We start from the raw sequence: 24,945 nt of genomic DNA, 5'->3' as shown, positions 1-24,945 counted from the left end.
CTCTTATACATTACAACTTCAGTCAGACTAAGATTCTTTATGCATCTCTATAAAACTTTCTGTCCACTTTTTCCATCGCTCGGCAAATTCTGTATTTTCTTTTTCTGCCAGAATGTTGTAAATATAATCCACCGAAAAATCATTGGGATAATTTTGATATTCATCAAACTGCCCGTTTAACCAAAGCTCATTTAAGATATGATTAAACTTAATTAAATCAAAATTTTCTTCGATATTAAACGCATTGAAAGAAGCCGATGAGCGATAGGAGGTTGCCATCACACGATTGGTCATCAGGGTATATTTTGACTTCCCTTTATGTCTAAAAGCCCATTCTACCGCATTTTTTAACTGTAGTTGCTCTATCACACGTTTGTACTTATCTTTCCACAGAAACAAGAGATAATCTTTACGGTACATTCCCATAGGAATATCATACATTACCCACAACTGCATTACCCATCGTTTTGGCAAAAGTTGGCATCTCTCTAAGAATGTCCTGATATGTGCAGTATTGTTGAGCAAAATTCCATAAAACTTTTTTGACCTTATTATAAAGTGTGGCTGATGATATGAAATGGTATCCGTCAATTGATGATGCGGAATGATATCTGAATCTTTTTCTAAAATCCTGCCCAATTTGAGTAGATGAATGTTATATTTCTCCATCTCCTGCGCGTATAAGTGCATATTAAAATCATCTACAAACCAGACATCATCTTCTGTGATGATCAGAAAATCAGATGACTTTGCTATTGCATCATACCAAAGATCAGTCGGTATCCTTACATCGTGGTATTGCTCGATGCCCTGCAGGTGGTAGTCCAGTTTCTTGATTTTTTCATCCCTGAACTTAGAAAATTCAAACTTTACCTGTGGGTATTTCTGTTTGATTTTATCGAGGTATTTCTGCGGTGTACCATCGTCCAGGACTGTTATTTCTATATCTTTGGCGTCGCTCACCCGTTCGTAGATGCTGCGCAGGCAGCGGTCTAACAAATGAGGGCGGTAAAAACTTTTTATAAGGATGTTCATATAAATCTAAGTTTAATTAAATATTATTGTGACTATTCGAAGAAATATATTTAACAAGCATCTCCTTTAACACAGAATCACTTTTAATTTTTCTTGCAAAAAAACAATCTTTTAGAGCGATCAGTTTATCAAAATCTGTTTCGTCTAAAAAAGCCGGATACCCGCCTCTACCAGAATCCCAGTCATAATATCTTAAGTTGTTTTTAACAATAGTATCATACCAGTGTGAGTTCAATAACAAAGTCTGAAAATAAAATTCTTCTGCACAGAATGTATATCTGAATCTATTTAAAAAACTTTTATCAGGATAATTAATTACATATTCAAGGGCATCCCTGTTAAGACTCCAATAAGTAGAACCTGCATAAATTTTTTTAGGAAAATCATCGGGATATGATCTCTTTATTTTATATTTTCTTTGTAATCTTACCAGAATGTCTATGTAATATTTTTGTTTTTCAATTTTTGCATTGAAAAAATCATATAAATGGAAGCTACTCAACCTATCAAACCAAACTTTGCCAGATTCTCCAGTAACTTCAAAATAGTCTAAATAATTTTTTGACTGATCTAAAATTAAAAATTCTTCAATTGATTTTACAGGAAAATCTTCCCCAGTTATTAAATGAAAAAATGAATTTTCATTATTTTCCAAAGCTATTTTTGACAGGAATAATATAGCCTTCAAATGGTTAAAGCCGCCCCAATTTACCTCATATTTTTTTGAAACAAAAACATTATCGAATTGCTTTAAAATGTCTGTATCAATTTTACTTTTCTTGTCAATATGGATGTAAAAATTGAAATTATTACCAAATAAAGTTATTAACTGGCGCAACGAATAGAGATCCTTGTAGGCTGTTATAAGTATAGCTTGTTTATTCATAATTATCTTTATGAGTCAGCTGTTATTTTTTTACAAGCAGTGGACATTAACTTTTTTAATTTATAGATTTAAATAAATTTTCCCATCGTTCCATAATATTGCTTAATGCATATCGCTGCGCTACCTGAGCGGCTACTTCTGAGGTTTGAGCCCGTAGTTCTTTGTCTGCCATGAGCTGCTTTAATTTCCCTGCCAACTGCGGCACATCACCGGGCGTTACCAGAAACTCTTTTAGCTGGCTGTCGCCCATCATCTGTTTGGGGCCATTTTTACACGCAAACGCAACAGGAGCCAACCCACAGGATAGTGCTTCTAACAATACCAACCCAAACCCTTCAAACCTTGAGCTAAGCGCAAAGATGGAATGTGCTGCAAAAACCCGGTTAATATCCTTTCTCGGTGGGAAAAGATGAACGGTTTCTTCTAAATTTAAGTCTTTGATTTGTTTTTTCATATCCTCCTCCAGTTCACCACTTCCATAAATATCTAATTGCCAGTCCGGGAAATCTTTTGCCACGATTGACCATGCATTAATCAAATCATCAAAGCCTTTCTGGTAGGTGTAGCGCCCAACAGCCAATACCTTTTTGGCCTCAACATCTGCCTTCATCGGCGTTATTGTTATGGGGTTCGGGATATTGGTGACATTGGAGAAATATCTTGCCCACTCTTCCTGGTCTTGCTGTGTAAGCACTACAATCTTGTCATATCGGTTGAGTGTCCTTTGGAACATAGCGGTCTGGATTTTCATCTTCAGGTTTTTGAGAATCCATTTGGCTTTCAACTTTTTGCTCAGTGGGGTAATATCAAAATGGAAGTGGTACTCCAATATTTTTTTGCTACCGTCTTGGATGAGCGGCAAAAATTTATGTTCTGCCCCAAAATACATTGAGATGGCTATATCTGTGGGATTATTGAGCAGGTATGCTTCCACCTTTTTGCGATAGGCGTGCATAAAGTTTTTATACTGTTTCCTTTTTTCCCAATAACCCAGGCCTTTTAGCTTTGAAGTAGGATCCGGAATGTTAAAATGTATCAACTTAATTTTATCACTAAACTCAAAAAACACCGGGTCGTCAAACTGACGGTAGGTAATAATGGTCACCTCATGGTGCAGGACATCTGCCAGGTAATTGGCTTTGACATTCAGCATCCGTTCTGTACCTGCAGAATCTTTAAGGCTTGGAAAAAAATAAACTATTCTCATCTCTAATCAACCTCTATCTATTATCTGTAATTTTTGAGTACAGGCAACAGTTTTTTGTACTGTATGATATGTTTATGATATTTCAGTATCAAGGGGTGAAAAATCTGAACCAAATAAAAATATGGGATTGGCTTTACCATACCTTCGGAATTATCTTTATTATAATACTCATATAATTCGTCCATCCTTTTATTCACTTCATTATACCATTCTGTAGTGATCGGTGTGTAAGGTTTGCAGATAAATGCACAATTTCCAATCAGCAATGGAGTATGTTTGGCTAAATCATTATGGATTTTTCTTTCTGCCAATGCCATTAGTTCATAATTATTATAATTTTTACCATCGAGAAACCGATGTGCCACAGGAGCTAATCCTCCATACAATAATTCGGGATAACCAATAATATATCTATCATTTTTATCGTTAAGTTTCTGAAAAGCAGGTTTCCAAGAATGGCTAAAAGGCTTAATATCTGCATACCCCCCACCATGATGATGCATAAAATAGCACCGCAAATAATCAGATCGCATGGTTAGACTCAATAACTCGTAGCCTTTATGAAGAGGGAAACCAGGTTTAATATATTGGGGTAAATTCTCCGGCGTGATAAGCTTCACTGGTACACCGGCGTTCTTTTCCAATGCTTGTATACCTTTTTTACGGTTTTCTGTCAGCGGATTATCGCCGGTCCAGAAACAGTAGATTACCTCCGGTGCAGGTTCTCCTGTGTAAGTAACGGGATTATCCAGATTCAGAAAACTGTGTGGGTATTTATCTTTATTAAAAGTATAGTTGTAGCGTCCCTGTTTCGTATTCAGTAAAAACTGGTATGTTTCGGGGCAGGTTTTCCTAATTCTTAGAGCTATTTTGTTGAGCATGGTATTTTTTTCTATTGTGTTTTATAAAGGAAATATTTTTTATCCGGTATTTTACATAGTGCTTGTAAAGACTAAAAACTCCTGTTCCCTGAAACATCGGCGTTTTTAGAATCCTTTTAAAAGAACTGTTTAGCATTTCTCTACATGTATGATCTTTGGACCACCAATCCAACATTTCCCTTCTTTTTACAGCTAGTTTTTCTTTTTCTGAACCAAGCATTTTTAAGGTTATTAAAATCACGTTAGATTTTTCTATCAGTCCATTTTCCATTTTTTGGATATTGGGATAATTCCTCGTTGATTGAAGCGAATGGCGGAAATAGTTTAATTTTTCGTTGGCTCTGTAGTAAACATAAGCCTTTTCGTCCGAAAGCAAGTAATTCCAAAAAAGCCAGTCACCAGCTTCCCTATAATCCAAAACTTTATCTATATGTTTAATCCCTGATTCCCTTTTGAAAAGGACTGCACTTGCATTCACAATCAGGCATTTATTCAGCATATAATCCTTTACATAGTCTTTCCCTTTATAATAATGATTATTGCGCCAGAGGCTAGGATGTGAATAACCTGCATAATCCTGATAGGTATCTGCTATTTCGTTCCCATTTTCATCCACATAATACATATCACAATAAGTTACTGCCACATCATCATTTTCTGTGAATCCTGCTACCATCTTTTCGAGAAAAGCCACATCAGCCCAATCATCACTTTCAGCAATCCAAATTAGATCGCCCTTTGCCAGTTCCAAGCCTTTTTTCCATTGCCGAAAGGTACTGCCGCTATTCTGTTGATTATCAATGCGGTGTGTAATCCTTTCATCTTTATACGAGTTAAGAATTTCTACGCTGTTGTCCTGCGACCGATCGTCCAACAATATTACCTCAAAATTCGGATAGGTTTGGTTAAAGACAGAGTCCAGCCTTTGGCGCAAATATCTTGCGTGGTTGTAATTGGGGACAATAACCGAAACTAAAGGGTTTGTAAGCATTTGGAATCTATTATTCTATTAATCAAGGTCTACTTCTGCCAGATCACCGAAGTATATCTGAAAATAAAGTAAGGCAAAATATTATAGTAAGTTATCATTTTACTTTCGGAAAAACGCCTGTAATCTTCGCTATTCTTAATAAACTGATGCCATTCTGCCATTTCTTTTTGCGAATCCGCGTAAGGCAAATGGTACAGGATCCTGTAATACATCTCTACCAAATCCTGCAGGGACCGCAGGGTAAATTTGTCCTTCTCCACTGATAAGACCGCTTTGTTTTCCAAATACTTTTTGTAATAATAGCGGATTACCGTCTCTACGCTTTTCCTGTTTTTGCGCACTGTTGCAGGTGCTATAGTTTGCCCTTCTCTACCGATAAAGTATCGATACAATTTCAAATTTGTATAGTACAAATCTTTGGCAAAGAACAAAGGAATGGCAGCAAAGAGCGTATCAGTATAGGATATTTTTTCGGGGAAATCAATCTTAGCTTTCCTTAATATTGCCGTTTTATAGGCCAGGCGGTGCATGACAAAAACATCTTTGCCGAATGTACTGATCGCGTCATCCAAATGATAAACCTTTTCATTTTTTAATTTTGGCAAGGCCTGCAGCTCTGAACGGTTCTCAAACACGAATTCTTTTACAAAATCTGTCACCACCACATCACAATCAACGGTTTGCAAGGCTTCTACAAACGCCTCAAATGCCTGGTTATCGTACCAGTCATCAGAATCAAGGATCTTGGTGTATTTTCCCCGGGCTTCCTCTATCCCTCTTTTGAGGACAGAGCCATAGCCTCCGTTGGGCTTATTGATCAAGACAAAAACCTGCGGATACCTGGCTTCGAATTCCCGGGCAATTTCTATCGCATTATCAGGGCTGCCGTCTATAATCAAAAGGACTTCTACCAAAGCCATTAGCGGTTCTTTGATTACCAGGGAATCCATGCATGTTCTAAGGTAATCCTGTGTATTGTAAATGGGGACAATTATGGTGAGTAATTTATTCATTAGGTATTACATTAGCATTACGGATTAAGATCCTTATAATTAATCACTTTATGATCCAACTTCATAAAATTATCGTTTTCTACTTTATCTAATTTTATTTCTTTCAGTCCCAGCATCTTCATTACCATGGGATAAAGATACGATGTAGAAACCGGCTGATCAACATTTTTATCAAACCTGTAATGGTTTTTGAGATTGGGATTGGAGAACCAGACATAAAACGGCACCCGTGTTGATTCTTTGGAATCCGCATGGATGAGTTTTTGGTCGCTGTACTTTAGACCGTGGTCTGATAAGTAGATCAACGCCGCATTTTGGCCATCCAGCTTTTTGAATAGTTCTCCCAGCAGATGATCTGTATAAAATATCGAATTATCATAACAATCCATGGGACTACCATCCCTGAACTGCCTAAAACTTTCCGGGTACCGCAAACACGGGTCTGGATGGCTCCCGGTGACATGTATGACTATGAATTTTTTATTTTTATCCTTCAGCGCATCAGCAACAAATGGCATCAGGCTCATATCGTAGCCATTGACCCACTTTTTATGTTTAGAAAAAGTAGCAATTTCGGTAACACCCTTGATATTGTTTTGTGTTGTAAGCCAATAAGTTGTATAACCCTGTGAATTGGCCATGTTAACCACATTGTCTGAGACTTTCTCAATGTGCGTGCTGTAGTCTTGTGGGCTGATCGGGCTCAGGAATAGTGGAATGCTGAGATTGGTAATGGCGCCCGGCGAATGGGCATCTGAAAACAAAATCATCTGATCCTGCTGCGCATCTTCGTTGGGCGTAGTAGTTCTGGTATAGCCATATAAAGACATATTCTGCTTTCTTACAGACTCGCCAATGACCAGTATGATGGTTTCTGTACCTTGATCTTCTTTCTGATAATGATAAGCTACCTTGTTATCTGTAATTTTTGCCATGTTCTTATTGAGCCGGTAGGCACCTTCCAAATCCTTAAAATGGTAGATGATATTTTTTACCATAGGCGCACCGCCCTTGTAGCCAAACCAATGCTGCTTTAGAAGAAAAACCGCCGGCATAATAAACCAGAGTGCCGTGGCAATATAGAGTTTCCAAGACCACTTTATTTTTGACAACATGTTAACAACCAAAATATTAACAAGTAATAAAATTAAAGAGATAAACAATGGCAAAAGGTAATAGCCAATCATATTCCCAGCCTCCCGGATGTTGGAATCCAGGACACTGACGGCCATGCCTATATTAAACCCGGAATGGTAGACCAGGTAACAGCAATAGGATATAAAAGAATTGACACTAACGATGATAAGCAGCAAATAAGCCACCACGCACCCATACCTGTACCTGCGGAACAAAGCGCAGAACAGAAGCAGCGAGGCATACATCACCGCATATTCTGCCACACTGCGGGCAGTATCAAGGCGGTTGCCGGATTGCCAGTCTTTGACAAGATAGTCGTAGGAAAACAAAAACCCTGTCAGATAAATGATGACAGACAAGATGAAAAGTAAGTATGGGAGGTATCGGGTAGGTTTCATTATTAATGATGATAATTAGTCCTGATTAGCTGCCAGTTTTATACTGGGCACAGCCCGACAGCAGATATCAGATGCAAAACAAATCCTTAAAAACTGTAAAGGTATGGTATCCTTATCTTAAAACTATAACTTTTGTGCATGTACCACATCCAGCGCTTTTTCTACCACCTGGTGCATGTCATAATATTTGTATTCTGCCAGCCTACCACCAAAAATCACATTGGGCAGTTGGCCTGCCAGTGCTTTATATTTCTGATATATCTGTTGGTTTTTCTCATCATTAATAGGGTAATAGGCTTCTTTGCCCTCGCTCATATCCTCTGGGTATTCGCGGGTGATGACGGTTTTGGGCTGGGCACCAAATTCGAAATGTTTGTGTTCTATAATCCTGGTAAAAGGGATATCTCTCTCGGTGTAATTGACGACAGCATTACCCTGATAGTTGGGCAGGTCTAGAATTTCATTCTCAAACCTTAAACTTCTATAATCCAAACTTCCGAACTGATGGTCAAAATATTCATCAATCTTGCCGGTATACACCACTTTGCCTGCCAGTGCATCCATGTTTTCCTTATCTGAAAAGTAATCGGTATTGGTTTTTACTTCAATCCCTTCCAACATTTTTTCTATGAGGGCCGTATAACCGCCTATTGGGATGCCCTGATAGGTATCGTTAAAATAATTATTATCAAAAGTCAGGCGAAAAGGCAGCCTGCGGATGATAAAAGCAGGGATTTCTGTGGCAGGCCTCCCCCATTGTTTTTCGGTATAACCTTTTATCAGTTTTTCGTAGATGTCTTTCCCACCCAGTACCAATGCCTGCTCTTCGAGGTTTTGAGGATCGGTAATATGGCTGTATTGGGCTCTTTGCTCTTCGATCTTATCATGCGCCTGCTGCGGCGTTTGGACACCCCAAAGCTGGTAAAAGGTGTTCATATTAAACGGCAGGTTATACAGTTTGCCTTTGTAATTGGCAATTGGCGCATTGGTAAACCTGTTAAACTCCACAAAAGAATTGACATAATCCCAAACGGCCCTGTTACTTGTATGGAAGATGTGCGCCCCGTATTTGTGGACATTGATCCCTTCCACGTTCTCGGTATAGATATTACCGGCAATATGGCTGCGGCGTTCGATAACCAGGCATTTTTTGCCCTGTTTTGTCATCTCGTGCGCAAATATGGCTCCGAATAGGCCACTGCCCACAATGAGGTAGTCGTATTTTTTTTGCATTGTTTTTTGTGTTTATTATTTGCCAAATAGCTTTAAAAATTTATTCATAAAGATATTTCTACGGCTATTTAAGATTTTTTTGATTTCTATCTGTGCTCTTTCATTTGCTCTGCAAACTGTAAAGTAGTCACCATAATATTTTATGTATAAGTCTAAATGCTTATTGTAGACATAATTTTTAGTCTTTATTAATATAGAAGAATCATTGTTTACTATGTGATTTCTAGAGTCTTCTTTTATTCTATAAAACAATTCAATTGAGTTAAGTTTACATATTTTGGTAACGTGATTTGTAGAAATATAATTAATCCAAAACTCCCAATCTTCTAAACCGTGAATCATTTTTTCATCAAATCTTACAGGACTTTTTTTAAAAATTGCAGGACAAAAAATTAAATTATTAATTAATAACTTACGAAAATCATATTTTTCAAGAAGCCAATCTTTATCTAATGCACCAAAGTATTTCGCATCAGAATAAATAATTTCCATACCTTCATTAGCCTTTACTACGCCTTTCTGTAAATATGAAGGCGCAATTGTATCATCACCATCTAACATTATTAACCATTCTGCTTGAGAATTGTCAATACCTAAATTTCTGGCAGACGCTACACCACCGTTTTCTTTTTTCAGATAACTAAATCGAGAGTCTTTTACCAACCATTCTTGCACGACTTCTTCGGTATTATCAGGTGAACCATCGTTGACGATAATACACTCCCAATTTTGATAAGTCTGATCCAGAACCGATTGTAAGCATTCATCCAGATATTGCGCCTGGTTGTAGCATGGGACAATGACGGAGATGAGGGGCGTGTTTTCCATTATAAATATTTATACAGTTTGAACAGGCCTAACTTGGCACCCAGCTGTAACCAGCGGGATTTCTTGAGCAAAGTCCTGAGGTTTTTGTGTTTTTCTTTTTCGGTGTCGTAAACCTCGCGGCGCACCATTTTTTCTACGAAAAGATCTTCTATATTAATATGCCTGCGCTCGGCCATTTTGATCAGTGCTACCCAATGCCAGAAATACGCTTTATCGCCATTGGCGTTGGTAGAGATGCCGCCATCGTGAACTCTGTAGAGATACAGATCTTCATCAATGTATTTTACGGGAGCCACTTCGCACAATTTCATGTAGAGGTCTTTGTCTTCGGCTTTTTTGTTACTGACGTCTATCCCCGAAGTTTGAAAATAAACCGATTTTTTAAAGGTTGCGAAATGCGATATTTCGCCATCAAAATTATAGTAATATTCGTTTAGTTCCGTAATAGTCTGTCCTTTATGAACAGACTTTGGTTCTAAATTTTCATCGCAAAACACAAAGTTTGAGTAAACGAGGCCTGCCTGCGGACTATCTGCATGCGCTTTAAGCGATAATTCTATTGCTCGTGGTTCCAAGACATCATCTGGATCTAACCTTCCAAAAACTGTTGCCGTACTCAAACCAATTGCTTTTACAAGTGTCTTCTGGTACCCTAAATTTGTTTCGTTTTGAAAGAATCTAAACCGCGAATCCTTCCCTATCAATGCTTTGATAACAACAGCAGAATCATCTGTAGAGGCATCATCTATGACAATGGCCTCCCAATCCTGTTCGGTTTGTTCAATAAGGCTGCGGTAACAGTCTTTAAAAAAATGACCGTTATTGTAGTTGGCGATGAGGATGGATATTGACAGTGAGCTCATTAATAAAATTTCATTAATTGCAACCTAAGCTAAAATAAGATCTGAAGCCATCATATCTTTTACTAATCCCTGTAAATCATATTTTGGCGTCCAATCCAGCTGCGTGTTGGCCTTTGTAGGGTCGCCAATCAGCAGGTCTACCTCTGTAGGCCTATAATATTCGGGGTCAACTTTTACCAATATTTTCCCAACTTCTAACTGATAAAGCGGATTGTTGCATGACTTAACTCTAATAATCTCTTTCTCATTTTCACCTGAACATTCTACATCAATACCGACTTCAGCAAAAGCCATTTTCACAAAATCTCTTACGGAAGTTGTTTTACCTGTGGCGATAACAAAATCCTGCGGCTTATCCTGCTGCAGCATCTTCCACATAGCTTCCACATAGTCTTTTGCATGACCCCAGTCTCTTTGTGCATTGAGATTTCCGAGATACAAAATATCCTGTTTCCCCTTTGCTATCCTGGCAACTGCCATTGTAATCTTACGGGTTACAAAAGTTTCGCCTCTCCGTGGTGATTCGTGATTAAATAAGATTCCGTTACATGCAAACATGTTATAAGCTTCGCGGTAGTTTTTTGTAATCCAAAAGCCATAGATTTTTGCTACACCATAAGGCGAACGCGGATAAAACGGTGACAGCTCATCGTAAAAGCCTTTGCTGTTTTTGTTCTCCGGCATACCACCATATAATTCTGATGTGGAGGCCTGATAAATGCGCGTCTTTTTTTCAAGGCCTAAAATCCTAACAGCTTCCAAAATCCTTAGAGTTCCCAGCCCATCTACATTAGCGACATATTCCGGAGAATCAAAGCTAACTTTGACATGGCTCATGGCTCCCAGATTATAAATCTCGTCGGGCTGCACTTCCTGGATGATCCTGATGATATTGGTAGAATCTGTCAGATCGCCATAATGCAGTTTAAAATTAACATTGCCGTCATGCAAATCTTTATACAGATGATCAATTCTCTGTGTATTAAACGATGAAGCCCTTCTCTTGATCCCGTGAACTTCATAGCCCTTATCTAAAAGTAATTCAGCAAGATAGGAACCGTCCTGTCCTGTAATACCTGTTATGAGTGCTTTTTTCATGACTGATTATGATAAAAATTTGTCGCTATATACTTGTTTTATGCCCGCTTCCAAAGAGATTCTGGCTTTCCACCCCATGGCATTAATTTTTGAGACGTCCATCAGTTTTCGTGGTGTACCGTCCGGTTTTGTAGTATCCCAGATAATGTTGCCCTGGTGTCCTACAATCTTCTGGATAAGCGCAGCTAATTCCCGGATGCTTAAATCTTGGCCAACGCCAATATTTACCTGCCCATAATCGTTATAATGTTCCATCATGAAAACGCAGGCTTCGGCAAGATCGTCAACATGCAAAAACTCCCTAAGCGGCGTTCCGCTGCCCCACAAAGTGACATCCCGGTTGCCATCCAATTTTGCCTCATGGAACTTCCTGATCATAGCGGGTAATACATGTGAGGTGTTGAGGTCATAATTGTCATTGGGTCCGTAGAGGTTGGTAGGCATCGCAGATATAAAATTACGGTTATATTGGCTTCGATAGGAATCGCACATCTTGATACCTGCAATCTTTGCAATGGCGTAAGGCTCATTTGTTGGCTCCAGAGTCCCTGTCAATAGATATTCTTCTTTGAGAGGCTGCGGTGCCATCTTGGGATATATGCAACTGGATCCAAGAAACAACAGTTTGCGGATATCATTGATATGCGCATTGTAGATCACGTTGTTCTGGATCATCAGGTTTTCATATAAAAAATCGGCTTTGTATGTATTATTGGCCCTGATTCCTCCCACTTTAGCGGCTGCAAGGAACACCAATTCTGGTTTTTCCTGTTTAAAAAAATCTCTTACCGCATAGCTGTCCCTCAAATCCAGCTCTGCAGATGTTCTCACAAGCAGATTCTGAAAGCCTTGTTTTTCCAGTTTTCTGAGGATGGCACTTCCCACCATTCCTCTATGCCCTGCGACATATATTTTTGATTTTTTTTCCATCATTTTTTATAATTGATGCCAATTCTTTGGGACAAAGTTATTTATATCAAAATTAGCAACTACTGGATTAAACCAATTTTTGGGCGCAATATTGACTGCGCCATCCTGATTGGCAAGCCATGCGCCCCACCAACTAAAACTGCTGTTGGCAATAATATGATGCCTGCAATTGGACATCAGAGCCATATCCATCCAGCTATCTCCTCCATCGTTTCCCTCTACTACGGTATAGTTACCTATATTTTGAAAAAGTTTTTTTGCGTAATCTTTGTCATCAGAAAAAATAAAAAATACCGGATTTTCTACTATTTGACAGATCCGGTCAATGGCTTTCAGATAATAATCTTCCGGCAGGACACCGTGGTATTTTTTCACTTCTTCTTTCAGGTAATCTCCTCTTCGGATATGGATACTTACAGCATTTGAAACAGTTATTTGATCTTTAATTTTTTTGTTGTTCCCACTCAAAGGTGGAAATGAGAATGCCTGTAATATTAATTCCCTCTTGTCCAAAAAGTATTTCTCTGACTGAAAGTAACCGTCTAAATAAATATTTCCCTTAGCAGGTATTGAGATCAACTCATTTTCTTTTTGTTGAATTTTAGAAATATGAATCCCAAACAATTTTCTAAATAACACATACCGTTTACGAAGAGAAAACAATCTGTTCTTTTCGGAAGTAGACATCACCCGAAATCTTGCGTTTTGGAAAACGGTGAGTTCAAAATCCCTTTTTGTGAAAGTGTCGGTTGAGGTATTATTTTTTTGCAAAAACTCAAGATCTAATACAGGTTCATCGTTGCTGTTTGCTAAAGCAACGGCGTACTGGAACATCTGGTTTCCTAATCCACCCTGGAGTTTAGTGATTATCACGTTGGGCTAATAATTTAATAATTGATTTTTTTACTTCTCACTTTTTATAAACCAAAAACAACCACAAGCATAATTTTGGGTTTTGACATCTTCTGGATTTGCATGGTATTCTTTATGAAATTTCACCAATTTAGGAGATTTTTTCTTTTTGAATAAATTCATATTTAAATATTGTGGATATTATTATCAAACTGCATTGCAAAAATACCTGTTGAGCCATCCGCTTTCTGAATTCTTTCATCTGTGGTTAAATTTTCAATTTCAACCGATAGGAAGCTATCATCATAAAAAACCGATCTTTTCTGCTGACTAACTCCAAATATTAAATTATATTTACCCGCCTGCAATGGGAAATTATTAACATCAAATTCAAAACAGTATCGTCCAGCTAAAAGGTTAATAGGTTTGCTCCATGAAGTATTTACAGAAACCTCACCGTGTGTTATTATTCCCAAAGCAAAAACATAATCTGAAATATTCTGTTGAACCTCAAATTCGATTCTTACTTTCCAATTTTCACCTACCCTCAAGTTGGCCGTATTTTTATCAAGAGAATTGATTACAAGCGCTTCTTTGAGAAATATGCACTTATCGATATTTTTATTGTAAACTTTCCTTGATGAAGTATTGGAGCCATCGCTCAAATATGTCCCAATTGTATTACCAATATTACCAGAATATTTCAATAGCCCTTTTTCCAAATAAATACCACTTGTACAGAGTTTTGATATCGCATCCATATTATGACTCACAAACAAAATCGTCCGCCCTTCGCCCTTCGTTACATCGCCCATCTTTCCCAAACACTTTTTCTGGAATTCGGCATCACCCACGGCCAGTACCTCATCCACAATCAGTATTTCGGATTCCAAATGAGCAGCCACCGCAAATGCCAGGCGCACGTACATCCCGGATGAATATCTTTTAACAGGCGTATCGATATAACGTTCCACTCCGGAGAAGTCAACAATTTCATCAAACTTTCGGGTAATTTCTTTCCTTGTCATTCCCAGGATGGCACCATTGAGATAGACATTCTCGCGACCGGTCATCTCCGGGTGAAAGCCAGTCCCCACTTCCAACAAAGATGCAATGCGCCCTCTTGTATGGATTTGTCCGGTAGTTGGTTTGGTCACTTTGCTCAACAGTTTAAGCAAAGTCGATTTCCCGGCGCCATTGCGGCCGATAATCCCAACGGCATCACCTTGCTCTACCTCAAAATTGATGTCTTTCAGCGACCAGACATAGTCTGAATCGCCTTTTTGGGAACGGTCATTGGCTTCACCAATCCTTAGATAGGGATCTTCTTTCCCTCTGATCTGGTGCCAAAAACGGTTAAGGTCATGCGACAAGGTTCCTGTACCGACCTGCCCCAGCCTGTATAGTTTTGATATATTTTCTGCCTTAAGTGCAAGCATGTATTTTAATTTTGATTAACGGATAGAATAAAATAGGATGTGTATACCATGCTTAGACCGTATCCATAAAGCTTTTTTCCACTTTATTGAAAATGACCGTCCCTACCATAAGTATAACTGTAATAATGGCAGTACTGACCAACAACATCCCGGCACTAAAATCACCCACTCCCAGCCATGCATATTTGAAACATTCGAAAATACCGGTGAGCGGATTATAAAAAGCAATTGTTCTGAATATCCCTTGTAAGCTGGAAACAGGGTAGATTACCGGTGTCGCATACATATAAAGACTGACACCAAATCCCAACAACATCTGCAAGTCCCGGTACTTAGTGGTCATCGAAGAAAAAATCATTCCCATGCCCAGCGCAAACATTGCCATCAAAACAATCAGAAAGGGTGTGGCCAGGATCCACCAATTGGGCTGAACTTCGCCTTTAGCTAAATAGTAGAAAAATACAATAAGAAATAATGACATCTGCACACCGAAACGCATCAGGTTGGATACTACAATAGAAATCGGCATTACCAATCTCGGGAAATACACTTTCCCAAAAATCCCGGCATTACTGGTAAACACACTGGCTGTACCCGTGAGGCAGCTTGAGAAATAGTTCCAGAGGGTAACCCCGGCCAGATAAAATAATATTTTTGGAGCGCCATCCGTAGATAAATTGGCAATATTACCAAAAACGACCAGATAAACCAGCGTTGTAAATATCGGGTTGATAAAAAACCAAACAGGACCTAATATTGTCTGTTTGAAGCCGGAGACAAAGTCCCGTTTGACAAACATATACACCAGATCACGGTAGCGCCAAACCTCCTTCAGATTGAGATCAAAGAGAGAATGGCTGGAGCCGATGGTTTCTGTCCATTGGTTGTTTTGAGAATCACTCATCAATTGTGTTTTTTTTTTAATTACTTTATCAGGTTTTTCAGATAAGCGCCGTAGCCGCTTTTACCATATTTGCCTGCCGTTTCCAGCAGTTTTTCTTCACCAATGAAACCATTGCGCCAGGCAATCTCTTCGATGCAGCCGATCTTGAAACCTTGTCTTTTTTCAATCACGCTCACAAATTCTGAAGCATCATGCAAAGAATCAAAGGTTCCCGTATCCAGCCAGGCTGTACCCCTATCCAGAACGCCCACTTCCAGTTTCCCTTTTTGAAGGTAAACATTGTTGACATCGGTAATCTCCAGCTCTCCTCTTGGGGAAGGTTTTATATTTTTAGCAATTTCCACCACCTCATTATCGTAGAAATATAAGCCTGGTACTGCATAATTGGATTTGGGATGCACCGGCTTTTCTTCGATAGAAAGCGCCTTGAATTCGTCATCAAATTCTACCACGCCATAGCGTTCAGGATCGGTCACATGATACGCGAATACCACACCGCCATCAGGGTTGGTTTTATGTTTCAGCAACGTTCCCATTCCGGAACCATAAAAGATATTATCTCCCAACACCAGTGCTGCAGCATCATCCCCGATGAATTCATCACCCAAGACAAATGCCTGTGCCAACCCATCCGGGCTTGGCTGCACCTTGTATTGGATATTACAGCCGATCTGTGAGCCGTCACCCAGCAATTTAATAAAACCTTCCTGGTCATGGGGTGTTGTGATGATCAGTATATCTTTGATACCAGCCAGCAACAATGTTGATAACGGGTAGTAAATCATTGGTTTGTCGTATACCGGCATCAGTTGCTTGCTGACAGCAATTGTTAACGGGTAGAGTCTTGTTCCGGAACCTCCGGCGAGGATTATTCCCTTCATTTTGAATGGATTTGTGGATTAGTGAGTTAGTGGATTAGTTTTTGGGCGATTTAGCTTGTGAGAAAGTCCATTGGTTTGAATTGATAATCATAGAAGTCAGCATTGATAAAACTTCATTATATTTTGTAATAAGATTTTGATAATCCTCTTCATTAATATACCTGCATGCTAAAGCAAAGTCCAACCAGTTTTGAGTTTCTGAAGCCTCTCCGTCAGCATCTATCAATTTGTTTTCAAATAGTTTTGGGTATTTTCTTTTTCTCCATCCTTCAGCAATATTTTCACAAACTGATCGGGAAGACCTTCTAATCTGGTCTGTTAAAGAATATTTTTCTTCAGGCGGAAACGTTTTTGTTATCTCGAAAATGAGCATGGCAGCAGCAAACGCATTTTGGTAAACTTTAAGCTCTTTATGATATTTTACTAAGGCCATACTTTTTTGATTTATAAAGTTGTTTATCAAATTTCCCGACTAAACATACTCACCCAATAAACTACTCAACTACTTTTTAATGATATTGTTTGTTATAATACTTCTGATAATCTCCGCTGGTAACGTGTTCCAGCCATTCTTTGTTATCCAGATACCAGTCTATAGTTTTGCCAAGACCTTCTTCAAAAGTCACGGACGGTTTCCAGCCCAGATCTTTATTCAGTTTTGTCGCATCGATGGCGTAGCGCTTGTCGTGCCCAGGTCTGTCTTTAACGTAAGTAATCAATTTTTCTGAATAACCTTCCGGTTTACCTAATTTGGCATCCAGCTGTTTGATGAGTTCTTTTACCAAATCAATATTCTGCCATTCGTTAAAACCACCAATATTGTAGGTTTCTCCGGTTTTGGCCTCGTTGAAGATCTGATGGATCGCTCTGGCATGGTCAATCACATACAGCCAGTCTCTTGTATACTTCCCGTCACCATAGATTGGCAATGGTTTTTCGTTAAGGATATTAGAAATACAAAGTGGGATGAGCTTTTCTGGGAAATGGTTCGGCCCATAATTGTTAGAGCAATTGGAAACGATGAATGGCATCCCGTATGTGTTACCATAAGCTCTTACCAAATGGTCAGATGCCGCTTTGGAGGCGGAATATGGGGACTGAGGATCATAAGCTGTTGTCTCCAGGAAAAAGCCTGTCTCTCCCAAACTACCATAGACTTCATCTGTAGAAACGTGGTAGAAAAGGTTGGTTCTTTTCTCATTCGGGAATCTCCCGTGGGTATGATCCGGGTTCAGTGTCCAGAACTCCTTGCAAAGATTCAAAAGATTAGCCGTTCCGTTGACATTGGTATTGATGAACGCGTTGGGATCTGTAATACTTCTGTCCACATGGCTTTCCGCAGCCAAATGTACCACCGCATCCGGATGGTATTTTTCGAATACCTTTCTTAATTCTTCAGGTTTTGTAATATCTGCTTTTTCGAAAACATAATTAGGTTCGTTTTCGATATCCTTTAGATTTTCGAGATTCCCGGCGTATGTTAGTGCATCCAGGTTAATAATAGTCGTATTGGGATTGTTCTTTACAAACTCCCTTACCACGTGGGATCCTATAAAACCGGCACCTCCGGTAATGATAATATTTTTCATCTTCTTATTTATGGTTATTTTACCAGTTTTCTGCCTATACTTTTATAATAGAAATGATGTTGCTCTGCCAGTTCCAGCGGGAACATATTTCTGCCGTCAAAAATGGCTTTGTTATTCATTTTTTCTGCCATCAGCGTAAAATTCGGATTTTTGAATTCCGGCCATTCTGTAGCAATAAGAAGCGCATCAGCATGATCCAGTGCCGCATACATATCTTTGGCGTAAGTAATTTTATCACCAAAAATCTTCCTCACATTAGCTTCTGCAATGTTGTCATAAGCAACCACCTCAGCACCCTTTTCCAACAGCAGGCTGATATTATCCAGAGAAGATGCTTCGCGGATATCATCGGTATTGGCTTTGAACGCCAGTCCCCACACTGCAATCTTTTTACCCTGAAGGCTACCTCCAAAATACTGTTCCATCTCAGGAACCAAAATCACTTTTTGATTTTTGTTGACACTCTCTGTCGCATCCAAAAGCTGGAATTCATAACCTTCATGACGGCCGCTGTTCAGCAAAGCCTTAACATCTTTCGGGAAACAGCTTCCGCCGTAACCAATGCCCGGGAAAAGAAACCGATGGCCAATCCTGTCATCGCTTCCCATGCCCAACCTTACGAGATCTACATCGGCCCCTACTTTTTCACAAAAGTTAGCAATCTCGTTCATAAATGTAATCTTAACAGCCAGGAAGGAGTTGGCAGCATACTTCGTTAATTCAGAAGAGCGCTCATCCATATTAATAATAGGAACCCCGATATTAGTGAACGGCTGATACAATTTTGCCATGATGCCTTTGGCTTTATCGGAAGAAGTCCCAATAATGACCCTGCTGGGATTCATGCAGTCTTCTACTGCAAAACCCTCCCGCAAAAATTCTGGATTGGATACCACATCAAAAGCTACTTCAGTTTTTGCAGCGATGGTTTCCCTCACCAAATCCGCTGTCCCCACCGGAACGGTACTTTTGTTAACAATAACCTTGTAATCTGTGAGCAGGTCTCCGATATCATTGGCAACTTTCAGGACATAAGACAGATCCGCAGACCCGTCCTCACCCGGCGGTGTAGGCAATGCCAGGAAAATAACTTCGCTTTTCTCCAGCGCCTCTTTGAGATTGGTAGTAAAATGAAGCCTGTTGGCCTGGATGTTCCTAAGAAACATCTCTTCCAGCCCTGGTTCGTAGATTGGGACGACACCATTCTTCATCCCTTCTACCTTTTTTTCATCGATATCTACACAGAAAACAGAGTTCCCCATTTCCGCAAGAGCTGTTCCTGTAACCAGCCCAACGTAGCCTGTGCCAACAATTGTAATATTCACAAAGAATAGTTTTTAAAATTGAGGCAAAAATAAGAAAAATTTACTTCACGTCCTGCCAACAGAAAATATTGGTTTCTTGCATATTAAAGAATAATCTCTTATCTTTGCAAAAGATTTACGGGAAAAATGGGAAGGCTTTCGCAAGAAATGCCTTTTTTCGTAGATGTAATCTGAGGATTTTAAGTATGGATTTTAAAACAGAAGTTAGCCGTCTTATCAACGAATTTCTTGAAACGAGGCCTGACCTTTTTTTGGTAGAACTCAAGATTTCTGCATCATCGGATATCACGGTGATTTTGGACGGCGATAATGGTGTAACCCTTCAGGACTGCCTGGATGCCAGCCGGGCCATAGAATTTAATATGGACCGTGAGGCACATGATTTCAGTGTACAGGTCATGTCGGCCGGCCTTAGCGAACCGCTTGAGTCACCACGACAGTTCAGGAAAAATATTGGCCGTGAAATTGAGGTTGTTTTGCAGGACTCTTCAAAAATTGAAGGCGAGCTCATCACCGTTGATGAGGATAAAATCGTGATCAAACTGGAGTACAGAAGACCAAAACTGATTGGTAAAGGCAAAGAAGATGTTGTAGAGAAAAGAGAAATCCCTTATACCGAGATTAATAAAGCATTAGTAGTAATAAAATTTTAACATAAGGTGATTGGATAAGATTGTAAAAGATCGGTTATCATTCATCATTTATCATTTATAAATTTAGACATGGATAATTTAGCTTTAATAGAAGCCTTTGGTGATTTTAAAGAAATAAAGAATATCAGCAAGATAGATCTGATGGCGATTATAGAAGACGCTCTTAAGACGCTTCTCAGAAAACGATATGATTCTGACGACCATTTTGATGTTATTGTAAATCCTGACAAAGGGGATTTCCAAATCTTCCTTAATAAAGTGATTGTAGAGGATGAGATGTCCGAAGATGACGATCTTGAGATTGAGATCTCCGAAGTAAGAAAAATAGATCCCACCTTTGAAGTAGGTGAAGAATATACGCAGGAGATTCCGGTGGCTAAATTAGGCAGAAGAAGCATATTGACTCTTAAACAAATATTGGCTACAAAAATCCAGGAACACTTCAACGCTTCATTGTACGAGCAGTTCCGGGACCGGATCGGCGAGCTTGTGATTGGCGAGGTGCACCACATCCGTCACAAACATGTGATCTTGCTAGATGACGAAGGCAACGAGTTTATCCTGCCAAAGGAAAACCAAATCCCGTCTGACTTTTTCAAAAAAGGCGACAGTGTAAGAGCGATTGTAGAAAGTGTTGACTTCCGCGGATCAAAACCTCAGATCATTGTATCGAGAACGGCACCAAAATTCCTTGAAGAATTACTGGAACTTGAAATTCCGGAAATCCAGGATGGCACCATTATCCTTAAAAAAGTGGTGAGAATCCCGGGTGAGAAAGCGAAAATCGCCGTAGATGCTTATGATGACAGGATTGACCCTGTTGGTGCATGTGTGGGTGTGAAGGGATCCAGAATCCACGGTGTGGTACGCGAATTGAGAAATGAAAATATCGATGTGATCCAATGGTCCAAAAATCCTGAAATCCTTGTCAAAAGAGCTTTAGGAAATATTACCATCAATAAAATAGAAATCAATCAGGACAGCAACTATGCCCTGGTATATACCCCGGTGGACGAGATCTCCAAAGTAATTGGTAAACAGGGGCAGAATATCAAACTGGCATCATGGCTGACAGGTTATGAGATTGATGTTTATAGAGAAACTTCTGAAGATGATGATGTAGAACTGGTAGAATTTGCTGATGAAATTGAATCATGGATTATCGATGAATTCAAAAAGGTTGGCCTGAATACTGCAAGAAGTGTCCTGGACAAAGACACAGAAGCCCTACTGAACATTGTAGACCTGGAGGAAGAAACCATCACAGAGGTCAAAAACATTTTACGAGAAGAACTGGAAGGATAATGGAACCTGGCTAGCTCCCGGGTCTCAGTAAGAAATAATTTAAATTTAATAAAAAGAAAAATAAAGCTGTAAGCTTAAAACGCTAAAGCCAAAAGCAAATTAATATTTATGCCAAAAATAAGATTAAATAAAGCCGTTAAAGAACTAAACATCTCTATCCCGAGAGCTGTAGAATATCTGCAGGGTAAAGGTATAGAAGTGGACAGTAATCCTAACGCTCTATTGGAAGAACAGGCATTTTCTGCATTAGAAGCTGAATTCCGAAAGGATGGCGAACAGAGAAAAGCTTCTCATGAGGTGGTGATTTCTAAAGTTCCTGAAGAAAAATTAGCAATCGAAGAAAAAGCCCCTGAGGTTATAAGAGCCAAAGCAAACGTTACTTCTGAGCCTAAAGTTTTAGGTAAAATCGACCTTAGCACCAACAAGCCTGCTGAGGAAGCTCCTGCCGCCCCTGCCAAAGAAGAGGCAAAGGTACAAGAGCCGGAAGTTATCAAAAAAGAAGAGAAGCAGGAGTTTAAAGTTCTGGACAAGATAGACTTGTCCAAACTGGAAACCGGCAGATCAAAACCTGCTCCAAAAACAAAAGAGGAGGAACCTAAAGCGCCGGCTCCGGAACCTGCAAAACCTGAAGTGAAAGCCGAAGTAAAGGCAGAGGAGGCTGCGCCAAAGGAAACATCTGCTCCGGTATCTGATGAACCACAGAAGATTGAGACTGTTTATCAAAAATTAGACGGCCCAAAAATCCTGAAACAAACTGTAGACCTTTCTCAGTTTAACAAACCAAAATCTTCGTCCAACGCCAACGCGGCCAAAAAGAAGAGAAAACGTATTACAAAAGATACCCCGGGACAAAATACTGCCGGACAAAATAACAATCAGCAGGGCAATAGACCAGGCCAGGGTAATCAAAATAACAACCGTCCGCAAGGCCAGGGTGGTAACAACCGTGGCGGTAACAACAACAACCGTGGCGGCGGTAATAACCGTGGTGGCAACAGACCAGGCCAGGCCCGTGTAATGCCGGTAGAACTTACCGACGAGCAGGTTAAAAACCAGATCAAAGAAACGCTGGAAAAATTAACCAACAAAGGTGGTAAGTCCAAAGGGTCTAAACACAGAAAAGAAAAAAGAACCTGGAGAAGAGAGCAGGACGAGCTACAACAGGAAAGAGATGCACAGGATACAACACTTAAGGTAACGGAGTTTATTACCGTAACCGAACTGGCATCACTAATGGATGTAAGTCCTACCGAAGTAATCTCCGCGTGTTTCTCTCTTGGTGTTATGGTAACCATGAACCAACGTCTGGAAGCCGATACATTAACATTGGTTGCCGACGAATTTGGTTACAAAATCGAGTTCTCAGATGCCGACATCGAGGAAGCCGCAACAGAAGAAGAACCAGATGCTGAGGAAGATTTGTTGCCAAGAGCACCTATCGTGACCGTAATGGGACACGTAGACCACGGTAAAACATCCCTACTCGATTATATCAGAAAAACAAACGTTATCGCCGGAGAATCCGGAGGGATTACGCAGCACATTGGTGCCTATAACGTGAAGCTGGAAAACGGACAGCGCATCACCTTCCTGGATACACCGGGTCACGAGGCCTTTACCGCAATGAGAGCAAGAGGTGCACAGGTTACCGATATTGCCATTATTGTTGTAGCAGCCGATGATGATGTCATGCCACAAACCAAAGAAGCCATCGCCCACGCTCAGGCAGCGGGTGTACCAATGATTATCGCCATCAACAAAGTGGATAAACCGAGTGCCAATCCGGATAAAATCCGTGAACAACTTTCTGCCATGAATATTCTTGTAGAAGAATGGGGCGGGAATGTGCAGGCACAGGAGATCTCAGCAAAATTTGGTAACAATGTTGACCTTCTTTTGGAAAAAGTACTTCTTCAAGCAGAGATTCTTGAACTGAAAGCGAACCCTAACAAACAAGCCAGTGGTGTGGTGATAGAAGCAGCCCTTGACAAAGGACGTGGCTATGTTGCGACGATGCTGGTGCAGAATGGTACATTAACTGTGGGTGATTATGTACTGGCTGGGAAAAATCACGGTAAGGTAAAAGCCATGCTGGATGAACGTGGAAAAACCATGGAAAAAGCAGGGCCGTCAATCCCGGTTACTATTCTTGGTCTAGACGGGGCGCCAACAGCGGGTGATAAATTCCGTGTATTTGCTGATGAAAAAGAGGCTAAGACCATTGCCAATAAAAGAGAGCAGTTGCAAAGAGAACAATCCATCAGGACTAAGAAACATCTTACCCTGGATGAGATTGGACGCCGTATCGCACTGGGAGATTTCAAAGAACTTAATATTATCCTGAAAGGTGATGTGGACGGATCTGTAGAAGCATTGGCTGATCAGTTGCAAAGGCTATCCACCGAAGAAATCCAGGTTAACATCCTTCATAAAGGTGTAGGACAAATTACTGAGAGCGACATCCTGTTAGCTGCAGCATCCGATGCCATTGTAATTGGTTTCAACGTAAGAGCCAGCGTCAATGCCAAAGATATTGCTGATAAAGAAGAGGTGGAAATCAGAACCTACTCGGTAATCTATAAAGCCATCGATGAAGTGAAAGAAGCAATGGAAGGCTTATTATCGCCAGAGATCAAAGAACAGGTGATTGGTAATGTTGAGATCCGTGAGGTCTTCAAAATATCCAAAGTTGGTTCTATCGCAGGTTGTATGGTATTGACAGGTAAAGTGACCCGAAATTCTAAAATCCGACTTTTAAGAGACGGTATCGTGAAGTTTGACGGCGAGCTAGAAAGTCTTAAACGTTATAAGGATGACGTGAAAGAAGTTACCAAAGGCTACGAATGTGGTCTTAACCTGAAAGGTTACAATGACATAGAAGTCGGTGACATTCTTGAGGTTTACGAAGAAGTAGCCGTTAAGAAAAAACTTAAATAATATAAAAAAGGCTGGTTTTAATTAATCAGCCTTTTTTTATTTTAAGAGGTCATAAGATATTTTCATATCCCAAATATTCTTTATTAAAAGGATTTCTGACTATTTTTAATTCTCGCAGATTATTCCAATTACACTGATGCTAAATTTAAAATCTGTAAAATCAGCCTTATCAGTGAGAATATTACATTTCACTGTGTGAAATTAAGTTATGACGTCTAGTTAGTCATTCCTTAAAATAAATACAACGATTTGATATTCAATATTTTATTATCAAATTTCGCTTAAAAATGTTGTATAAAATTGCAGAAAATCGTATTTTTAGGGTATAAAAAGTGGCAAAATGTTAGGAAAAATAAAACAGGATTTACAGCAAAATTTATTCAAGACCAGACTTACCGAGCTTATTAATATGGATCATCCACTTGTAAAATTAGCGCATGAGATTTCTTGGGATAAAATAGAAGCTGAGTTCGAGGGTTTATTTTCAAAAGAAGGAAGACCCTCTATTGCGGTTCGCAAAATAGCAGGAATGCTTTTGCTCAAGGAAATGTTTAAAGAAA

The 24,945-nt window shown here is 39.6% G+C and carries 23 protein-coding genes and 1 pseudogene; 4 read left to right on the top strand and 20 right to left on the bottom strand.

All coding sequences use genetic code 11. The features are described 5' to 3' along the window. Nucleotides 1-27: 27 nt before the first annotated feature. The 20 genes from B0B05_RS10235 to B0B05_RS10145 form a co-directional block, all read right to left on the bottom strand. Entirely contained in the window at nt 28-1,035 is a 1,008-nt protein-coding gene (locus B0B05_RS10235; protein WP_076783553.1) for a glycosyltransferase family 2 protein, read from the bottom strand. A gap of 16 nt (nt 1,036-1,051) precedes the next feature. Next, complete coding sequence (locus B0B05_RS10230; RefSeq protein ID WP_076783552.1) at nt 1,052-1,921, bottom strand: beta-1,6-N-acetylglucosaminyltransferase; 870 nt, start codon at nt 1,919-1,921, stop codon at nt 1,052-1,054. Nucleotides 1,922-1,976: 55 nt separating this feature from the next. Further along, nucleotides 1,977-3,128, bottom strand: a complete 1,152-nt coding sequence (locus tag B0B05_RS10225; protein WP_076783551.1) for a glycosyltransferase family 4 protein — start codon at nt 3,126-3,128, stop codon at nt 1,977-1,979. Between the two features lie 20 nt (nt 3,129-3,148). Further along, complete coding sequence (locus B0B05_RS10220; RefSeq protein WP_076783550.1) at nt 3,149-4,009, bottom strand: glycosyltransferase family 32 protein; 861 nt, start codon at nt 4,007-4,009, stop codon at nt 3,149-3,151. Further along, nucleotides 3,981-5,000, bottom strand: coding sequence for a glycosyltransferase family 2 protein (locus B0B05_RS10215; protein ID WP_076783549.1), 1,020 nt, complete (start codon nt 4,998-5,000; stop codon nt 3,981-3,983). Before B0B05_RS10215 ends, B0B05_RS10220 begins: the two co-directional genes overlap by 29 nt. A gap of 29 nt (nt 5,001-5,029) precedes the next feature. Next, nucleotides 5,030-6,013 carry a glycosyltransferase family 2 protein gene (locus B0B05_RS10210; RefSeq protein WP_076783548.1) on the bottom strand — a complete coding sequence of 328 codons (984 nt, stop codon included), beginning with the start codon at nt 6,011-6,013 and terminating at the stop codon, nt 5,030-5,032. Nucleotides 6,014-6,030: 17 nt separating this feature from the next. Next, entirely contained in the window at nt 6,031-7,548 is a 1,518-nt protein-coding gene (locus B0B05_RS10205; RefSeq protein WP_084173931.1) for a phosphoethanolamine transferase, read from the bottom strand. Nucleotides 7,549-7,671: 123 nt separating this feature from the next. Continuing rightward, the gene (glf, locus tag B0B05_RS10200) at nt 7,672-8,781 is read right to left on the bottom strand and encodes a UDP-galactopyranose mutase (RefSeq protein ID WP_076783547.1); all 1,110 of its coding nucleotides are present in this window, start codon (nt 8,779-8,781) and stop codon (nt 7,672-7,674) included. 15 nt (nt 8,782-8,796) lie between these two features. Next, a complete protein-coding gene (locus B0B05_RS10195; RefSeq protein WP_076783546.1) occupies nt 8,797-9,609 on the bottom strand; it encodes a glycosyltransferase family 2 protein in 813 nt (270 codons plus the stop codon). Next, nucleotides 9,609-10,472, bottom strand: coding sequence for a glycosyltransferase family 2 protein (locus B0B05_RS10190; RefSeq protein WP_076783545.1), 864 nt, complete (start codon nt 10,470-10,472; stop codon nt 9,609-9,611). Before B0B05_RS10190 ends, B0B05_RS10195 begins: the two co-directional genes overlap by 1 nt. Nucleotides 10,473-10,496: 24 nt before the next feature. Continuing rightward, complete coding sequence (gene gmd, locus B0B05_RS10185) at nt 10,497-11,570, bottom strand: GDP-mannose 4,6-dehydratase (protein WP_076783544.1); 1,074 nt, start codon at nt 11,568-11,570, stop codon at nt 10,497-10,499. Between the two features lie 6 nt (nt 11,571-11,576). Further along, the gene (gene fcl / locus B0B05_RS10180) at nt 11,577-12,500 is read right to left on the bottom strand and encodes a GDP-L-fucose synthase (protein ID WP_076783581.1); all 924 of its coding nucleotides are present in this window, start codon (nt 12,498-12,500) and stop codon (nt 11,577-11,579) included. 6 nt (nt 12,501-12,506) lie between these two features. After that, complete coding sequence (locus tag B0B05_RS10175) at nt 12,507-13,373, bottom strand: alpha-1,2-fucosyltransferase (protein ID WP_076783543.1); 867 nt, start codon at nt 13,371-13,373, stop codon at nt 12,507-12,509. 30 nt (nt 13,374-13,403) lie between these two features. Next, complete coding sequence (locus tag B0B05_RS17025; protein ID WP_262488150.1) at nt 13,404-13,535, bottom strand: hypothetical protein; 132 nt, start codon at nt 13,533-13,535, stop codon at nt 13,404-13,406. Between the two features lie 2 nt (nt 13,536-13,537). After that, nucleotides 13,538-14,791, bottom strand: a complete 1,254-nt coding sequence (locus B0B05_RS10170) for an ABC transporter ATP-binding protein (protein WP_076783542.1) — start codon at nt 14,789-14,791, stop codon at nt 13,538-13,540. A 52-nt stretch (nt 14,792-14,843) separates the two neighbouring features. Beyond that, nucleotides 14,844-15,695, bottom strand: coding sequence for an ABC transporter permease (locus B0B05_RS10165; RefSeq protein WP_076783541.1), 852 nt, complete (start codon nt 15,693-15,695; stop codon nt 14,844-14,846). 20 nt (nt 15,696-15,715) lie between these two features. Then, on the bottom strand, nt 15,716-16,576 hold the full coding sequence (rfbA, locus tag B0B05_RS10160) for a glucose-1-phosphate thymidylyltransferase RfbA (protein WP_076783540.1): 861 nt from the start codon (nt 16,574-16,576) through the stop codon (nt 15,716-15,718). 34 nt (nt 16,577-16,610) lie between these two features. Next, complete coding sequence (locus tag B0B05_RS10155; protein ID WP_076783539.1) at nt 16,611-17,009, bottom strand: four helix bundle protein; 399 nt, start codon at nt 17,007-17,009, stop codon at nt 16,611-16,613. 76 nt (nt 17,010-17,085) lie between these two features. Next, nucleotides 17,086-18,165: a dTDP-glucose 4,6-dehydratase gene (gene rfbB / locus B0B05_RS10150; RefSeq protein ID WP_076783538.1), complete on the bottom strand. Its 1,080-nt coding sequence runs from the start codon at nt 18,163-18,165 to the stop codon at nt 17,086-17,088. 14 nt (nt 18,166-18,179) lie between these two features. Next, on the bottom strand, nt 18,180-19,490 hold the full coding sequence (locus tag B0B05_RS10145; RefSeq protein ID WP_076783537.1) for a UDP-glucose dehydrogenase family protein: 1,311 nt from the start codon (nt 19,488-19,490) through the stop codon (nt 18,180-18,182). Between the two features lie 185 nt (nt 19,491-19,675). On the opposite strand from B0B05_RS10145, the gene rimP reads away from it, so the two are divergent. From rimP to B0B05_RS10125, 4 genes and pseudogenes are all read left to right on the top strand, one after another. Then, nucleotides 19,676-20,143, top strand: coding sequence for a ribosome assembly cofactor RimP (gene rimP, locus B0B05_RS10140; RefSeq protein WP_076783536.1), 468 nt, complete (start codon nt 19,676-19,678; stop codon nt 20,141-20,143). Nucleotides 20,144-20,212: 69 nt separating this feature from the next. Then, nucleotides 20,213-21,448 carry a transcription termination factor NusA gene (gene nusA / locus B0B05_RS10135; protein ID WP_076783535.1) on the top strand — a complete coding sequence of 412 codons (1,236 nt, stop codon included), beginning with the start codon at nt 20,213-20,215 and terminating at the stop codon, nt 21,446-21,448. Nucleotides 21,449-21,556: 108 nt separating this feature from the next. Then, the gene (gene infB, locus B0B05_RS10130) at nt 21,557-24,385 is read left to right on the top strand and encodes a translation initiation factor IF-2 (protein ID WP_076783534.1); all 2,829 of its coding nucleotides are present in this window, start codon (nt 21,557-21,559) and stop codon (nt 24,383-24,385) included. A gap of 340 nt (nt 24,386-24,725) precedes the next feature. Continuing rightward, nucleotides 24,726-24,945: pseudogene (locus B0B05_RS10125) on the top strand (IS5/IS1182 family transposase); the annotation flags it as partial.

The sequence above is a fragment of the Epilithonimonas bovis DSM 19482 genome, from assembly GCF_900108115.1.
Classification (GTDB): Bacteria; Bacteroidota; Bacteroidia; order Flavobacteriales; family Weeksellaceae; genus Epilithonimonas; species Epilithonimonas bovis.
The sequence above is the reverse complement of the archived record's forward strand: the minus strand, read 5'-3'. Positions and strand labels throughout refer to the sequence as shown.

Coding starts and splice junctions, on each gene's coding strand:
- B0B05_RS10235 (WP_076783553.1), bottom strand. CDS start 1,035: ATGAACATCCTTATAAAAAGTTTTTACCGCCCTCATTTGTTAGACCGC.
- B0B05_RS10230 (WP_076783552.1), bottom strand. CDS start 1,921: ATGAATAAACAAGCTATACTTATAACAGCCTACAAGGATCTCTATTCG.
- B0B05_RS10225 (WP_076783551.1), bottom strand. CDS start 3,128: ATGAGAATAGTTTATTTTTTTCCAAGCCTTAAAGATTCTGCAGGTACA.
- B0B05_RS10220 (WP_076783550.1), bottom strand. CDS start 4,009: ATGCTCAACAAAATAGCTCTAAGAATTAGGAAAACCTGCCCCGAAACA.
- B0B05_RS10215 (WP_076783549.1), bottom strand. CDS start 5,000: ATGCTTACAAACCCTTTAGTTTCGGTTATTGTCCCCAATTACAACCAC.
- B0B05_RS10210 (WP_076783548.1), bottom strand. CDS start 6,013: ATGAATAAATTACTCACCATAATTGTCCCCATTTACAATACACAGGAT.
- B0B05_RS10205 (WP_084173931.1), bottom strand. CDS start 7,548: ATGAAACCTACCCGATACCTCCCATACTTACTTTTCATCTTGTCTGTC.
- glf (WP_076783547.1), bottom strand. CDS start 8,781: ATGCAAAAAAAATACGACTACCTCATTGTGGGCAGTGGCCTATTCGGA.
- B0B05_RS10195 (WP_076783546.1), bottom strand. CDS start 9,609: ATGGAAAACACGCCCCTCATCTCCGTCATTGTCCCATGCTACAACCAG.
- B0B05_RS10190 (WP_076783545.1), bottom strand. CDS start 10,472: ATGAGCTCACTGTCAATATCCATCCTCATCGCCAACTACAATAACGGT.
- gmd (WP_076783544.1), bottom strand. CDS start 11,570: ATGAAAAAAGCACTCATAACAGGTATTACAGGACAGGACGGTTCCTAT.
- fcl (WP_076783581.1), bottom strand. CDS start 12,500: ATGGAAAAAAAATCAAAAATATATGTCGCAGGGCATAGAGGAATGGTG.
- B0B05_RS17025 (WP_262488150.1), bottom strand. CDS start 13,535: ATGAATTTATTCAAAAAGAAAAAATCTCCTAAATTGGTGAAATTTCAT.
- B0B05_RS10170 (WP_076783542.1), bottom strand. CDS start 14,791: ATGCTTGCACTTAAGGCAGAAAATATATCAAAACTATACAGGCTGGGG.
- B0B05_RS10165 (WP_076783541.1), bottom strand. CDS start 15,695: ATGAGTGATTCTCAAAACAACCAATGGACAGAAACCATCGGCTCCAGC.
- rfbA (WP_076783540.1), bottom strand. CDS start 16,576: ATGAAGGGAATAATCCTCGCCGGAGGTTCCGGAACAAGACTCTACCCG.
- B0B05_RS10155 (WP_076783539.1), bottom strand. CDS start 17,009: ATGGCCTTAGTAAAATATCATAAAGAGCTTAAAGTTTACCAAAATGCG.
- rfbB (WP_076783538.1), bottom strand. CDS start 18,165: ATGAAAAATATTATCATTACCGGAGGTGCCGGTTTTATAGGATCCCAC.
- rimP (WP_076783536.1), top strand. CDS start 19,676: ATGGATTTTAAAACAGAAGTTAGCCGTCTTATCAACGAATTTCTTGAA.
- nusA (WP_076783535.1), top strand. CDS start 20,213: ATGGATAATTTAGCTTTAATAGAAGCCTTTGGTGATTTTAAAGAAATA.
- infB (WP_076783534.1), top strand. CDS start 21,557: ATGCCAAAAATAAGATTAAATAAAGCCGTTAAAGAACTAAACATCTCT.